The following is a 13,642-nucleotide window of genomic DNA, read 5'->3' as shown; positions in this document are numbered from 1 at the left end:
ACGTACGTCACGTACGAGCACCGCTAGTCGATGCCCTTCCCGGCGTTTACCGCAGAGCGCCATCTTTACAACGGACATCTCGCTCTATCTCACGAAGATAGGTAGTACAAGGCACCTTTGCCACCATCCAGGGCTCGCGTTAACCATGTTCCGCACAGCACCGAGAACGAGCCTGCGGCCTCAGCCAGAACGGCGAAACGCGGCCATGACCCTCGGTTCTCACGCGCCAACCGAAGGCCGTCTCCCCCCGCTACCCAGCCCTGGAAGAGGTCATATCCGCATGCCTGGTTTCACTCTGCCCCGCACCCTCCGCACGACCCGCATCACCCGCACCCACAAGATCTCCGCTGCGGTGGTGGCGTCCGCGAGCTGTGCCGCCGCCCTGGCGCTCACCGCGGCGCCCGGCAATGCCGAGACCACCGCCGCGCAGGCGCCGGCCGGGGTCAAGCCGGTCAGCGCCAACGGTCTGCCGCTCACCGCGCAGGACCGGGCCGACGACGGCGCGAAGGACCGCCAGGTCGCCTCGTCGCTGACCGCCGGCCTCAAGGTCACCGCCGTCGCGAAGCAGGGCCACACGGCCAAGCAGGCGGCCGACCGGTCCGCCGACCGCAAGATCATCGCTGCGCCGAAGGCCGCCGCCCCCAAGGCCGCGCCGAAGGCCGCCCCCAAGCGCTACGCCGACAACCTCGACGGCTGGATCCGTGAGTCGCTCGACATCATGAAGGCCAAGCGGATACCGGGCTCCTACGAGGGCCTGCACCGCAACATCATGCGGGAGTCCAGCGGCAACCCGAACGCCGTCAACAACTGGGACATCAATGCCATCAACGGCATCCCGTCCAAGGGCCTGCTCCAGGTGATCCAGCCCACCTTCAACACGTACCACGTCGCGGGTACGCCCCATAAGCTCACCGACCCGGTCGCCAACATCACCGCCGCCGCCAACTACGCGGCGCACCGCTACGGCTCGATCGACAACGTCAACTCGGCCTACTGAGCCGGGAAGACCCGACCGTGCGGACGGTCGGAACAGACTGAACCCGGGTGCCGCGGCGGCGGCACCCGACTCGGCAACGGCAGTGGCCCTGCCCGCAACTCGCGGGTGGGGCCACTGCCGTTGTCGTGGTGTGGGGCCACCGCGCGTCAGTAGCGGTCCGAGGGGCCCGGGCCGCCGAAGAGCGCGTCGAGCACCTCGCCGGCCGCCCGAAGTCCCTCCCGTTCCTTGGCGGTGAGGCGGTGGCCGTCGGCCGGCGAGGCGACGGCGGGGCCGGCGGCGAGGAAGCCCGTGACGAGGAGACCGGTGAGCACGACGGCAAGACGACGGAGCATGAGCACTTCCCTACGCTGAGTGTGGACGGTGTGCGCTGCCACCCTCCGGGAGCGGACGGGCCCCCGTCATGCGACAGCCCCGGACGCTGCTGCGAACGGCCCAGCACCACCGCCGTATCGCCGTAGCGCGCGCTCACCAACGGCGGAGCGGGCGCCGCCGCCCTCGTTCCGGGTGCCCGGGCGACCGCCGCCGTGGGCCGGACGTGCCGCGTGCGTGAACCAGGGCACAATCGCCGCCCTCGCGGGCCCGGACGCGGTGCCTGTCACCGCACCTGCCACCGCATTTGAGGGGTCCCGATACGCCACGCCCGGCCGCCATCCGGATAAATGGGCCGCGGTCGGCGGGTAAATCGGCCCCGGCGAAAGCTAATTCCGGTGTGAGCCAGGCAACTTATAGCCCCGTCCGCAGTGGGCTTTACCGCCCCTTCCAGGTGACCCGAGGCACGCGACGTACGTCACTTACGAGCCCGCCTAGTCGATATCCTGCGGCCATTCCGGGTCAACGGAGCCGCACACACTCATTACTTCCGGGATGCATATTTCTCTCACGAAGTTGAGTAGTACAGAGCACCATTGCCTCAATTCGGGACGGGCGTTAACCATGGATTCCGACGCACTGAGAGCGAGTTTGCGATTCACGCCGCACGGCGGACGCAGCAAAGACCTCCGGTTCGTCTCGCGCCGCCAAAGAAGGCCGCCTCCCCGTCCCCAGTACCTGGAAGAGGTCACTCTGCATGCCCAGCTTCACCCTGCCCCGCGCTGCCCGTATCACCCGCATCACCCGCACCCACAAGATCGCCGTGGCCGTCCTGGCCGCCGCGGGTGCCACCTCCGGCCTGGCCCTCACCTCGGCCCCGGACACCGCTCAGGCCGCTTCTGAGCACGCTCCGGCCGCGGTCAAGCCCGTCGATGCGAAGGGTCAGCCGGCGAAGGCCGACGACGCGAAGACCGGCCGCCCGGTGACCGCCTCGGTCGCCGACCACGTCAAGGTCACCGCCGTCGCGAAGCAGCACAGCGCCCAGCAGGCCGCGAACCGCTCCACCGAGCGCAAGGCCGTCAAGGACTACCCGAACAACCTGGACGGCTGGATCCGCCAGTCCCTGGACATCATGAAGGCCAAGGGCATCCCCGGCTCCTACGAGGGCCTGCACCGCAACATCATGCGGGAGTCCAGCGGCAACCCGAACGCCGTGAACGGCTGGGACGTCAACGCCGTCAACGGCATACCGTCCAAGGGTCTGCTCCAGGTGATCCAGCCCACGTTCGACCAGTACCACGTGGCCGGAACCGCCGACAAGCTCACCGACCCGGTCGCCAACATCACCGCCGCGGCCAACTACGCGGCCGACCGCTACGGCTCGATCGACAACGTCAACTCGGCCTACTGAGCCGAGCGAGCCGATGCGCCGTCACCCACCCGCCCCGACCGGCCCTGCCGGATGAGGCAACGGGAATGACGGACCCACAACGAGCCGACAGGCTCTGCACATGGCAGCTTGCGAAGCGGCGAAATGGCGCGTTCGCCGCTGCGCGGTGAAGCGGGTCCCGGCACAGCCGGGGCCCGCTTCGCTCTGTCCCGGAGAGGTGCGCGGACCCGGCCGCGGGCGGCCGTCGGCGGCCGCCAGACGAGTGAGATGCGGGGCCGGTCGGCGGACTGACGGCCTGTTGGGTCATAGCGTCAGGCAGTTCTGCGTATAAGTCTCTTATCGGCAGGATTCTGCTCAAAAGCTGCCGAACCTGACTCAACCGAAGGCCTTCGGAGGCATGCGATGCCCTTGCGCAGATCCGGTCCGGCCCGCCGTACTGTCCCTATTGCGGCCGGAACTCTTGCTTCTCTTCTCTCCGTGCTGCCCCTCGCGCTGCCTGGTGCCGCCACCGCGCAGGACGCCGGGAAGAGACCCGCCCACCCCGACCAGGACTGGATGGGGTCCACCATCGTGGCCCACGAAGGTCTCGGCACCCTCCGGGCCGGCGGCCTGGCGCCGCGGATGTCGTCCAGAAGGTCGGTGGCCGGCGTCGACGTCTCCAGCCACAACCGCAAGGTCGGCTGGTCGGGGCTGCGCAGGTCCGGTGTGCGATTCGCCTATGTCAAGGCCACCGAGGGGACCAGCTACACGAACCCGTACTTCGCGCAGCAGTACAAGGGCTCGTTCAAGGCCGGCATGATCCACGGCGCGTACCACTTCGCGCTGCCCGACCACTCCAGCGGCAGCTCCCAGGCCGAGTACTTCGCCGACCACGGTGGCGACTGGTCGCGGGACGGCCGGACGCTGCCCGGCGCGCTCGACATGGAGTACAACCCCTACGGTGCGACCTGCTACGGCAAGAGCCACAAGGCGATGGTCAGCTGGATCCGCGACTTCGTGCTGACCTACCGGGAGGAGACCGGCCGCTATCCGGTCGTCTACACCTCCACCAACTGGTGGAAGCGCTGCACCGGCAACTCCGGAAAGTTCGGCCGGACGACTCCGCTGTGGATCCCGCGCTACGGCTCCTCCGTCGGCGCACTGCCCGCCGGCTGGCACTTCCACAGCATCTGGCAGCACACCTCCTCCGGTCACACGGTGGGCGACCGCAACCGCTTCAACGGGACGTACAGCCGCCTCAAGGTCCTCGCCAACGGCAGCTGACCCCGGATACCCCACCACCCAGGCCGGTCCCCGGCGCCCTCCGCGGCGCCGGGGACCGGCCTTTCTCCTACCTCATTTGCCCCTGGCGTCACAGAATTCACGGAAATCCTGATCGCAAATCGGCCGGAAATAACGGGAATTCACGATGCCGTGCAACCATCCACGGCGGGCCGGTGTCCAACACTGCGCAACGACCACGCAAGGCACCGCACCCAACGGGGGTATTCAGATGAAGCGTTCACATGCCATCGCGGGATCCGCAATCCTGGCCGTCGCGGGAATCGCCACGATGGCGACGGCCACCACCGCGACCGCCGCGCCGAAGGCCGCCGCGTACAACGGAGCCTGCGGAAGCGGCTACAGCGTGGTGAATTCCGTGCCGGTCACCGGAAAGGGGACCGTGTTCCTGACGTACAACGCGAAGACCGGAAAGAACTGCGTCGTGACGGTGCGCAACGCCACCGGAAAGCCCGTGCAGATGTACGCCTATCTCACGGCCACCGACGGCAGTTCGCCGTGGGTCTACGACAGCGGCAAGTACACCTCGTACGCCGGTCCCGTCTACCTGCCCGGGAAGGGCATCTGCGTGGACTGGGGCGGCTCGATCGAGTCCGTCAGCGTCAATGTCTCCGGCTCCAACTGCGGCCGGTTCGCGGCCGGTGTGGTGACGCACCACCGCGGTCACTGAGTTCACCGGGGCAACCCACCAGGGCGGGCTTCCAGGGGCGTCGGCTCCCGGGGGCCCGCTCTCGGCATGCCGTGGCCGCGCGGCCGGATCACTCGCCGTGGGCGCGGTGTTCGGCCTCCGCGGCCGCGGCGATGTTGCGGGCCATGCCGCCGAACACGGCGGCGTGGAAGGGCGAGACGCACCACCAGTAGGCATGGCCGGTCAGTCCGTGCGGGTGGAAGAGGGCCCGCTGGCCGTAGCGGGTCCGGCCCCGGTCGTCGCGGCCGACCGTCAGTTCCAGCCAGGCCAGTCCGGGCAGCCGCATCTCGGCGCGCAGCCGCAGCAGCCGCCCGGGGGCGACCTCTTCGACGCGCCAGAAGTCGAGCGAGTCGCCGACCCGCAGCCGGCGGGCATCCCGCCTGCCGCGGCGCAGCCCCACCCCGCCGACCAGCCGGTCCAGCCAGCCGCGCACCGCCCAGGCGAGCGGGAAGGAGTACCAGCCGTTGTCGCCGCCGATGCCCTCGACCACCCGCCACAGCGCGTCGGGGGGCGCGTCCACGGTCCGCTCGCGCAGATCGGTGTAGAGGCTGCCGCCGGCCCAGTCGGGGTCGGTGGGCAGGGGATCGCTCGGCGCGCCGGGCACCGCGGCGTTCGACCAGCGGGTGGCCACCTCGGCGTCCCGTACCCGGCGCAGCGCGAGCTGCAGCGCCTGGTCGAAGGCGATCGGGTGGCCCGGCGGGTCCGGGTCGGGCACGTACCGGGCGATGTCGTGCTCGCGGCAGACGACCTCGTGGCGCAGCGATTCGGCCAGCGGCCGGGCGAGGCCCGGCGGGACCGGCGTGACCAGGCCGATCCAGAGGCTGGACAGCCGCGGGGTGAGCATCGGCACCGGGAGGATCAGCCGTTCGGGCAGTTCGGCGACGCGGGCGTAGCGCTGCATCATGTCGCGGTAGCTGAGCACGTCAGGCCCGCCGATGTCGAAGGCCCGGCTGACGTCGTGGGGCAGGCGGGCGCAGCCCACCAGGTAGCGCAGGACATCGCGGACGGCGACCGGCTGGATGCGGGTGCGCACCCAGCTGGGGGTGACCATGACCGGCAGCCGTTCGGTGAGGTAGCGCAGCATCTCGAACGAGGCCGAGCCGGAGCCGATGATGACCGCGGCGCGCAGGACGGCGGTGGGGACACCGGACGCCAGCAGGATGTCCGCGACCTCGGCGCGGGAGCGCAGATGGGGGGAGAGCTGCTGTTCGGGGACGCCCTCGGGGGTGAGACCGCCGAGGTAGACGATCCGGCGCACGCCGGCGGCGCGGGCCTGCCGGGCGAAGATCTGCGCGGCCCGGCGGTCGGTGTCCTCGAACCGCCGGCCGCTGCCCAGGGCGTGCACCAGGTAGTACGCGACGTCGACGCCGTCCATCGCGGTGGCCACCGATTCGGCGTCGGTGACATCGCCGCGCAGCACCTCCATGTCCGCCGCCCGGGGGTGGTCGCGCAGCTTCTCCGGGGTCCTGGCCAGCGCGCGGACGGCGAACCCGGCCGTGAGCAGCTCGGGGATCAGCCGGCCGCCGATGTAGCCGGTGGCGCCGGTGACCAGGGCGAGTGGGCGGGTCCCGGGCCGCGCGGGGGCGTCGCCTGTGCCGGACATCTGCGCGGCCTCCTCGGGTGGAGCACGTGCGTGGGTGACGTGCGGTCAGGTCGGTACGGGAGCGGGCGGGCCAGGGGCGGTCGGGCAAGTGGCACCCGGCCTTGAGTGCCGCCTACCCCCGGGGGCCGCCCGAGGGTGACCGGGCGTCGCGGCAGGTGTCCCGGCGCGGCTCGGGGCGGCGTTCGCGTGCGCGGCCGGCGGTCCGGGCGGCCGCGCCGCCGTCGCACTCGTGGCCGTGGCCCGTCTCCTGGCAGCAGGGCGCGTCGGCGTCCTGGTCGCGGCTCGGGTCCAGGCCCAGCATGTCCATCAGCATCGACAGGTCGCCCGCGCTCCGGGCATGGCCGGCCAGCGCCTGTCTGGCGAGCCGTCGTTCCTCTTCACACGACACGGCGCGCGGCGCGGGATCCTCGGCACTGCGGTGTTCATCGCTCACCGCTGCATTCTCAGCCGGACCGCGGCGCCGTGCCCGTCGAGCGGGCCGACGGCGGCTGATGGCAATTTCCGCCGGGCAACTGCTCCACTCGGGTGGGCGGGCGCGCTTCCGGGCCGGGAACGGTGCGGGCCTCCCCCGCCGCCGTGTGCCCGGGAGGGGGCGTCCGTTCCCCGTGGCGGTGCCGCGCCGCGCCACCGGAGCGCGGGTCACCGGCCGCCGACGGCATCCGGCCCCCGGGAATCCGCCCCCGCGCCGGTGCCATACCCCGGCCGTGGACGGCCTGCCGGGCTCCCTGATGCAGATCCCCTGGGACAGGACGATGCTGGAGGCGTGGGGGACCGTGGTGAGGAGGACGAATCATGTCCATGATGGACAAGATCAAGAGCATGCTGAAGGGCCACGAAAGCCAGACGGACAAGGGCATCGACAAGTCCGGCGACATGGTCGACGACAAGACCCAGGGCAAGTACAAGGGCCAGGTCGACACGGGCCAGGACAAGCTCAGGGACCAGTTCGGCAGCGGACCGGGCCAGGACCGGCCACCGCAGCCCTGACCACCACAGACCTGACCACCTGAGCGGCCCGCCCGGCGGCGGCGCATTCCCGCCGCGCCGTCGTACGCCGCACGGATGAGCACCGCGCCATCCGGCCGGTCGCGCCCGGTGCCCCCAGGAGGCCGGGGACGGGGCCGATGGGGTGAGGCGGCACCGCCCCCTCGCGCGACGGTGCCCGCCCCCGGGATCGGGAGCGGGCACCGAGAGGTGAGTCCGCGGTGGCTACGCCAGCCGGATCTTCTCGGCCTGGGGGCCCTTGTGCCCCTGGGTGACCTCGAAGGTCACCTTCTGGCCCTCCTGCAGCTCTCGGAAGCCCGTGGCGTCGATGTTGGAGTAGTGCGCGAAGACATCGGCGCCGCCGCCATCCTGGGCGATGAAGCCGAAGCCCTTCTCCGAGTTGAACCACTTGACCGTGCCGGAAGCCATGTCCGTCTCCTTCGTTCAATGGGCTTGCGTCGGCTTCCGCGTGCTGCGGAATCCGGAGGTGATCGCCCTGGTCCGGAGACGCGCTACACAGCAAGGACGCCCGTGAATGCGACACGGGCGTCCGGCACTTCGGAACCACGACAGCTGATCAGGACGCTACACCGAGCAACGCCCGGCGGGCCGTACAACCATGACGGACGCGTCGCCGTTCACCGGCCAAGGCCAGCGCACGTCCTCCGTATTCCTGACCGATCGGACGGGTGTGCGACAGGTCCCGATGCTGCGGGCTGCGGTCTCAGCCGGTCTCCACGCTCTCGGCCTCGGGCTCGACCGCACGCTCGGCCGCGCGCTCCCGCTCGCTCTCGCGCAGCTTGCGGCGACGGAACCACGCACCGGTGCCGAGCCCGGCGAGGGCGATGACGCCGACGGCCGACAGCAGCCACCAGTACCGCCCCTGCCATCCGGCGTCCGCCGGACCGATCGCCGCCTTGTGCAGGGCCGTTCCGGACCCCTGCCGATGGGCGGCGTTCAGCGCGCCGCCGTCGGCGTCGCCGGCGTTCCAGGCGGGGAGCGCGCCGACCGCCGCGGTGTGCGGTGCCGCCTCGAATCCCCAGTCCAGCAGGGTGCGGGTCTCCTCGTAGACCGCGTTCGGGGCGCCGGACTGCGGGTTCATGACGGTGACCAGCAGCGTCCGGCCGCCGCGCCGGGCGGCGGCGATCAGCGTGTTGCCGGCGTGCGTGGTGTAGCCGTTCTTCACGCCGATCAGCCCGTCGTACGGCCTGACGCCGTGTGAGCCGACCAGCAGCCGGTTGGTGTTCTGGATGCCGAACGAGTCCGGGCCGCCGTCCTGCGGAAGCTGGGCCTCCTTGGTCGCGGCGAAGTGGGCGAAGTCCGGGTTGTGCAGACCGGCCCGGCCGAAGAGCGTCAGGTCGTAGGCGGAGGAGACCTGGCCCGGCGTGTCGAACCCGTCGGCCGACTCCACTCGCGTGTCGCGGGCGCCGAGGCGGTGCGCGGTCTCCTGCATGTCGTCGATGGTCTTGTTCCAGCCGCCGTTCATGGCCGCCAGGGTGTGGACGGCGTCGCTGCCGGAGCGCAGGAAGACGGCGCGCCACAGATCGTCGACGTGGTACGGCATGTCCTCCTTGAGACCCGCGAGCGAACTCCCGGACTCGATACCGGACAGGTCCTCCAGCGAGACCGTGTGCACCTCCCCCTGGGAGAACTTCGGCAGCACCGTCACGGCGAACAGCGTCTTGAGGGTGCTGGCGGGCGGCAGCGGCCGGTGGGCGTTCTTGGCCGCGAGGACCTTGCCGCTCGCCATGTCCGTCACCATCCAGGACAGGGCGGAGAGGTCCGGTGGCTCGGGTGCCTCCGCCCTGGGCAGGAACTGCACTCCGTGCCGGTCCAGCCGGTAGTCGGCGGCGGCCGGATCGGCGAGGTGCGTTCCGGGCCGCAGGTCGTCGATGCCGTTCGGGCCATCGGCGACTGCCTGACCGGGCACGGCCCACAGGCCGGCGGCACAAAGAGTGGCGGCGGTGGCGACTCTGACGGGGGCCCAACTCACGCTAGACATGTCGCCCACGCTAAAAACGACCCGGGCGTGTCGCTGCCTGGCATACGCCATCCGATGTGCGGGGGCTCCAGCGGCGGGCGCGGCGGCCGGTACCGGTGGGCTCAAGACCGGTGGGCCGGGCCCGGCGGTCGTCCCGCCGGGCCCGGCCCACGCGGCCGCGTCCCGGTTACCAGATCGCGTCGACCCACTCCGGGTGGTCGACGAACGGGTTCCGGTTGTGCTGGTACTTGTCGAATATCACCTGGTTGCGGTGCTTCTCGAAGGAGTCCGGCGGGTCCTGCTTGCTCCACTGCTTCAGGACGGAGAGCTTGCCGATGTGCGGCGCGGTGCCGTTGTCGACCTTGTCGTTGGGTTCCAGGTCCGGGAATCCGTCGCCGCCGTCGTAGCGGACGGCCATGTAGAGGATCATGCGGGCGACATCGCCCTTGACCGCGTCACGGGGCTCGAAGGAGTCGTCGTCGGTGCGGCTGCCCGGGGCTCCGGGGACCGCCTCCCCGCCGTTGTCGAAGTCCTTGTCGCCGCGGGCGCCGTTGACGGAGACCTCGGCCGGGCGCAGATGGTGCAGGTCGGTGCCCGGGCCGGTGTCGGTACCGAAGTCGCCGTGGGACTTCGCCCAGACGTGTTCGCGGTTCCAGTCGTCCTCGCCGCCGCCGTGGGCGTCCTTGCTCGCGGAGCGGCCGGAGTACAGCAGGATCACGTTCCCGCTCTTGTCCGGGTCCTGGTCGGTGTCCTTGAGGGCGTCCCAGACCTCGTCATACGTCAGCTTCCCGGTCTGGGTGGTGCTGATGATCCGGTGCAGTGAATCCTTGAGCGCCTGGCCGGTCTTGCCGACGGCGTCCTTGTAGTACGTGTCGTCGTACGACGTGTGGTCGCCCGCACGCAGGGCGTGGGAGGGGTGCGAAGCGAAGGGCGCGGCGGCGGGCCGGTGTACGGACTCGGTGGCCGTCGCGTTGGCCGGGATCTGTGCGACCACCGCCGTCAGCACCGTACCGATGGCGAGAGCCAGTCCTATACGGGCGCGACGGGTCACGCATGTGGTGTCCACGAAGTGTGTCCTCTCCCCTGATTGTGGCGTCGAGTCGCGAAATGTGGGGGCGCGACCCGGGCCGGCCGTGGGGAAACACAGCCGCAGGCAGCTTTCCATCACCGGAATCATCACGGCGTGAACAGGGGGAGAGGGTTATGTGCCCACTCCGTGACAGTCACGGAATTCCCCCGAAACCCCGGAAACGCAGCACTGTTGCCGATACCCCGTCAGGTGGGGCGGAGGCAGGAGATGTTCGGTGCGGAGGGGTTCGCACCGCTGCCCGGGGAGGGAAGCGGCGGGCACACGGGCACCGCTCATGGAAATCCACGCGTGGGAACGAAATGGGTTGCTGGGCGGGCAAGTTGGCGTCTGCTTTTGAGTCGTCTTCAGGAACGCGGCTTGTCCCACATCAGGGCATAGCGCCACAGGAGATGGCGGCGGAATCGGCTGCCCGGCAGCATGTCCCGTGCCGCGCGCCGGATCTCACCCCAGGTCATGTCCGCGTCCTGGATCGGCATGCCCGACGGTGCGGACATGCCGCCGTGGCGCCGGGCGAGGAGCCGGGCGGCGGGCACGCCCGCGCCGCTGATGAGCCAGTCCAGCGGTGTCCGGGTGCGGGCCAGGCCGATGACGACGAGGCGTCCGCCGGGTGCGAGCAGGGCGGTCATACGGCGGACCGCGGTCGTGAAATCCAGGTGATGGAGGACGGCCACGGCGCAGAGGAAGTCGTACCCGCCCGGAAGGGACTCGTCCGCCGCCAGGAAATCCGCCTCGACAAAGGTGGCGTTCGGGGACCGGGCGCCGGCCTCGCGGGCCAGCCGGATCATCGCCGACGAGCGGTCCACGCCGGTCACCTCGGGAATCCGCCGCGCGAGTTTGCGGGCCAGCAAGCCGTCGCCGCATCCGATGTCCAGCGCTCGGGCACAGCCGTCCGGCACGGCACCGAGCACCAGCCGGTGATAGTGCACATTGTGATTCCAGTACGGGTTCGGGAGTTCTTCCGGAGTGCGCGGCATGCGGCCACGGTAGCGAGGCAACCGGCGCACTTTGGCCTTATCGGGTGAACTCGCACCCGGCCTGCAACCGGACGGGCCCGGCCCGGCTTCCGAAGAACTGACACGTTGTTCACCGAATGCCCCGAATCCCGGAAACTCCCCGGATTCACCTGATCCCGCCGAACCTTCGAACCCCTCGAATCCTTCGGACCCCTGAATCCTTCGAACCCTTCGGACCGTGAGTTGTGGAGGCCCTTATGTCGCAGTTCTGCCCCACTCCCCCGCCGTACGGTGCCACGCCGGGCTATGTGCTCGCTCCCCCGCGCCCCGAGGAGCGTCTCGGTGCGCCGGCGAGCGCGCAGCAGCGCCCGTCCGGGTACTCCGCTGAGCCCGTTCTGCCGCCGCCCCGCCCGGAGGACCGGCTGCACTTCGGGCCGCTGCTCCCGCAGGACCGGCCGCCGGCTCCCCCGTTCCCCGGAGCGCAGCGGCAGGGTCCGGTGGCCATGCCCGACCGGCGGCGGCAGGAGCTCCAGGCCGCGCTGAGCGCCGCGGGCATCACTCCGGCGGACGCCGACCTGGCGGCCCTGGCGGAGATCGCGAGCCTCGGTGACACCACGGTCGCCGCCGTCATCGACTGGCTCGGGGCCGCCGCCCGGGCGTCCTGGCCGCGGCCCCGGGCGGTGTGACGGCGGCCTGCCCGGTCAGCGCAGCCCGGGCAGACCGCGCAGCTCGGCGATCTTCAGCACGCGGGCCAGGAGCACGAAGGCCAGCGCCATGGTGAGGGCGCCGGCGGCCAGGGCCGGCACGGCGGTCCAGCCCGCCGGGACGGGCACACCGGAGCTCGCCCGGGCCACGAGCCGGCCCAGCACGCCGGCCGCGGCCGCGGCGAGCGCCAGCTTGCCGTAGGTGCGGCACAGCCGCCGGCCGTCGAGGCGACCGGCGAGCCGGCGGCGCAGCAGCACCGCGGTGAACAGCAGCCCCACCCCGTAGGCGACGGCATAGGCCGCGGCCATCCCGATGACCGCCCAGCGGGTGGGCAGCCACAGGTGGCAGGCCGCGGCCAGGCCGATGTTGACGACGGCGATGCACAGCGCCGCCCGGAACGGCGTACGGGTGTCCTCGAACGCGTAGAAGCCGCGCAGCAGCAGGTACTGGGCGGAGAACGGGATCAGGCCGAGCCCGAAGGCCTGGAGCATCTGCCCGGCGGGCGCGGCCGACGCCGCGTCCACGGCACCGTGTGCGAAGAGGAGTTGGGCGGTCTGCGGGCCGAGCGCGACGAAGGCGAAGGCGGCCGGGACGATGACGACCCCGCTGATCCGCAGCCCGCGGGAGAGGTCGGCGCGCATGTCGTCCAGGCGGCGTTCGGCGACCGCCCGGCTCATCCGGGGCAGCAGCGCGGTCACCAGCGAGACGGTGACGATCGACTGCGGCAGCATCCAGATGGTCTGCGCGAAGCTGTAGGCGGTGTAGCCGACGCCACCGGTGGGGCTTTGCTGGTCGGCGGCGCCGGCGAAGCGGGTGACGACGGTCATCGCGGCGAGGTTGGCGAGCACCAGCAGCAGCGTCCACCGGGCGGCCCCGATGCTCTTGCGCAGACCGCTGCCGCGCCAGTCGAAGCGCGGCCGGAAGCGGAAGCCGGCGGCGCGGACGAAGGGGATCAGGGCCAGTGCCTGTACGGCGATGCCGCCCGTGGTGGCGATGCCCAGGAAGTCGACCTGGCCCGGGGTGATGTCCTCGATCCGGTCGGGGCCCGCCAGCAGGCCGAAGTAGAGGCCGAACATCGTGACCAGCACGACGTTGTTGAGCACCGGTGTCCACATCATCGCGCCGAACTTGTTCCGGGCGTTGAGGACTTGGCCGAGGATGAAGAACAGTCCGTAGAAGAAGATCTGCGGCAGCAGGAAGCGGGCGAAGACCACGGTGAGCGCGAAGGCGGCGTGGTTCCCGGGGGTGTCGCTCGTGTAGACGGCGACGATCTGCGGGGCGGCCCAGACCGACAGCACGGTGCCGACCGCGAGGACGCTCAGGACCAGGGTGACCAGCCGCTGTTCAAACGCGCGGCCGCCGTCCGGATGCTCGGTCCTGGCCCGGACCAGCTGCGGCACCAGCACCGAGTTCAGCGCGCCGCCGATCATCAGCGTGTAGACGCTCATCGGGATGGTGTTGGCCATGTTGTACGTGGTGGCGAGCAGTCCGGTACCGAGCGCGCCGGCCTGGAGCATCACGCGGATCAGCCCGGTGGCCCGGGAGACGACGGTCCCCAGCGCCATCAGGAGCGAGGAGCGCCGCAGCCCCGCACCCGGGTCGCCGTCCGTTCCGGTCGCCGCGTACGCCCTGGTATCGGCGTCCTCGGCCCCGCCGGGCAC

General features: G+C 71.0%; 14 protein-coding genes. 6 read left to right on the top strand and 8 right to left on the bottom strand.

Translation table 11 applies throughout. The features are described 5' to 3' along the window. Positions 1-280 precede the first annotated feature (280 nt). Entirely contained in the window at positions 281-997 is a 717-nt protein-coding gene (locus IEY78_RS03785) for a transglycosylase SLT domain-containing protein (protein WP_189096069.1), read from the top strand. A 146-nt stretch (positions 998-1,143) separates the two neighbouring features. Here the strand turns inward: IEY78_RS03785 and IEY78_RS03780 are convergent, their stop codons facing one another. After that, positions 1,144-1,329, bottom strand: a complete 186-nt coding sequence (locus IEY78_RS03780; RefSeq protein WP_189096068.1) for a hypothetical protein — start codon at positions 1,327-1,329, stop codon at positions 1,144-1,146. Positions 1,330-2,063: 734 nt separating this feature from the next. On the opposite strand from IEY78_RS03780, the gene IEY78_RS03775 reads away from it, so the two are divergent. The 3 genes from IEY78_RS03775 (at position 2,064) to IEY78_RS03765 (ending at position 4,647) form a co-directional block, all read left to right on the top strand. Beyond that, the gene (locus IEY78_RS03775; RefSeq protein WP_189096067.1) at positions 2,064-2,717 is read left to right on the top strand and encodes a transglycosylase SLT domain-containing protein; all 654 of its coding nucleotides are present in this window, start codon (positions 2,064-2,066) and stop codon (positions 2,715-2,717) included. Positions 2,718-3,098: 381 nt separating this feature from the next. Beyond that, positions 3,099-3,959 carry a lysozyme gene (locus tag IEY78_RS03770; RefSeq protein WP_189096066.1) on the top strand — a complete coding sequence of 287 codons (861 nt, stop codon included), beginning with the start codon at positions 3,099-3,101 and terminating at the stop codon, positions 3,957-3,959. A 229-nt stretch (positions 3,960-4,188) separates the two neighbouring features. Beyond that, positions 4,189-4,647, top strand: a complete 459-nt coding sequence (locus tag IEY78_RS03765; RefSeq protein ID WP_189096065.1) for a spore-associated protein A — start codon at positions 4,189-4,191, stop codon at positions 4,645-4,647. An 88-nt stretch (positions 4,648-4,735) separates the two neighbouring features. Here the strand turns inward: IEY78_RS03765 and IEY78_RS03760 are convergent, their stop codons facing one another. Further along, a complete protein-coding gene (locus IEY78_RS03760; RefSeq protein WP_189096064.1) occupies positions 4,736-6,268 on the bottom strand; it encodes an SDR family oxidoreductase in 1,533 nt (510 codons plus the stop codon). 112 nt (positions 6,269-6,380) lie between these two features. Beyond that, the gene (locus IEY78_RS03755; protein ID WP_189096063.1) at positions 6,381-6,701 is read right to left on the bottom strand and encodes a hypothetical protein; all 321 of its coding nucleotides are present in this window, start codon (positions 6,699-6,701) and stop codon (positions 6,381-6,383) included. Between the two features lie 359 nt (positions 6,702-7,060). Here IEY78_RS03755 and IEY78_RS03750 point away from each other — a divergent pair, with 359 nt between their 5' ends. Then, positions 7,061-7,255 carry an antitoxin gene (locus tag IEY78_RS03750; RefSeq protein WP_189096062.1) on the top strand — a complete coding sequence of 65 codons (195 nt, stop codon included), beginning with the start codon at positions 7,061-7,063 and terminating at the stop codon, positions 7,253-7,255. Between the two features lie 222 nt (positions 7,256-7,477). Here the strand turns inward: IEY78_RS03750 and IEY78_RS03745 are convergent, their stop codons facing one another. The 4 genes from IEY78_RS03745 to IEY78_RS03730 all read right to left on the bottom strand — a co-directional run bounded on the left by IEY78_RS03745 (position 7,478) and on the right by IEY78_RS03730 (position 11,297). After that, entirely contained in the window at positions 7,478-7,681 is a 204-nt protein-coding gene (locus tag IEY78_RS03745) for a cold-shock protein (protein WP_006601696.1), read from the bottom strand. A 295-nt stretch (positions 7,682-7,976) separates the two neighbouring features. Beyond that, on the bottom strand, positions 7,977-9,182 hold the full coding sequence (locus tag IEY78_RS03740; RefSeq protein ID WP_229699681.1) for a D-alanyl-D-alanine carboxypeptidase family protein: 1,206 nt from the start codon (positions 9,180-9,182) through the stop codon (positions 7,977-7,979). A gap of 238 nt (positions 9,183-9,420) precedes the next feature. After that, on the bottom strand, positions 9,421-10,299 hold the full coding sequence (locus IEY78_RS03735) for an endonuclease I family protein (protein WP_373294051.1): 879 nt from the start codon (positions 10,297-10,299) through the stop codon (positions 9,421-9,423). Positions 10,300-10,667: 368 nt separating this feature from the next. Next, positions 10,668-11,297: a class I SAM-dependent methyltransferase gene (locus IEY78_RS03730; protein ID WP_189096060.1), complete on the bottom strand. Its 630-nt coding sequence runs from the start codon at positions 11,295-11,297 to the stop codon at positions 10,668-10,670. A 236-nt stretch (positions 11,298-11,533) separates the two neighbouring features. Between IEY78_RS03730 and IEY78_RS03725 the strand changes: the two genes are divergently transcribed. Further along, positions 11,534-11,962 (top strand): hypothetical protein, encoded by a 429-nt coding sequence (locus IEY78_RS03725; RefSeq protein WP_189096059.1) that lies wholly within the window; start codon positions 11,534-11,536, stop codon positions 11,960-11,962. Positions 11,963-11,977: 15 nt separating this feature from the next. Here the strand turns inward: IEY78_RS03725 and murJ are convergent, their stop codons facing one another. Beyond that, complete coding sequence (murJ, locus tag IEY78_RS03720; RefSeq protein ID WP_373294057.1) at positions 11,978-13,642, bottom strand: murein biosynthesis integral membrane protein MurJ; 1,665 nt, start codon at positions 13,640-13,642, stop codon at positions 11,978-11,980.

This window comes from Streptomyces kronopolitis, from assembly GCF_014646275.1.
Classification (GTDB): Bacteria; Actinomycetota; Actinomycetes; order Streptomycetales; family Streptomycetaceae; genus Streptomyces; species Streptomyces kronopolitis.
This window is presented reverse-complemented; position numbering and strand designations above follow the sequence as displayed.

Coding starts and splice junctions, on each gene's coding strand:
- IEY78_RS03730 (WP_189096060.1), bottom strand. CDS start 11,297: ATGCCGCGCACTCCGGAAGAACTCCCGAACCCGTACTGGAATCACAAT.
- IEY78_RS03785 (WP_189096069.1), top strand. CDS start 281: ATGCCTGGTTTCACTCTGCCCCGCACCCTCCGCACGACCCGCATCACC.
- IEY78_RS03765 (WP_189096065.1), top strand. CDS start 4,189: ATGAAGCGTTCACATGCCATCGCGGGATCCGCAATCCTGGCCGTCGCG.
- IEY78_RS03775 (WP_189096067.1), top strand. CDS start 2,064: ATGCCCAGCTTCACCCTGCCCCGCGCTGCCCGTATCACCCGCATCACC.
- IEY78_RS03780 (WP_189096068.1), bottom strand. CDS start 1,329: ATGCTCCGTCGTCTTGCCGTCGTGCTCACCGGTCTCCTCGTCACGGGC.
- IEY78_RS03725 (WP_189096059.1), top strand. CDS start 11,534: ATGTCGCAGTTCTGCCCCACTCCCCCGCCGTACGGTGCCACGCCGGGC.
- IEY78_RS03750 (WP_189096062.1), top strand. CDS start 7,061: ATGTCCATGATGGACAAGATCAAGAGCATGCTGAAGGGCCACGAAAGC.
- IEY78_RS03745 (WP_006601696.1), bottom strand. CDS start 7,681: ATGGCTTCCGGCACGGTCAAGTGGTTCAACTCGGAGAAGGGCTTCGGC.
- IEY78_RS03760 (WP_189096064.1), bottom strand. CDS start 6,268: ATGTCCGGCACAGGCGACGCCCCCGCGCGGCCCGGGACCCGCCCACTC.
- IEY78_RS03770 (WP_189096066.1), top strand. CDS start 3,099: ATGCCCTTGCGCAGATCCGGTCCGGCCCGCCGTACTGTCCCTATTGCG.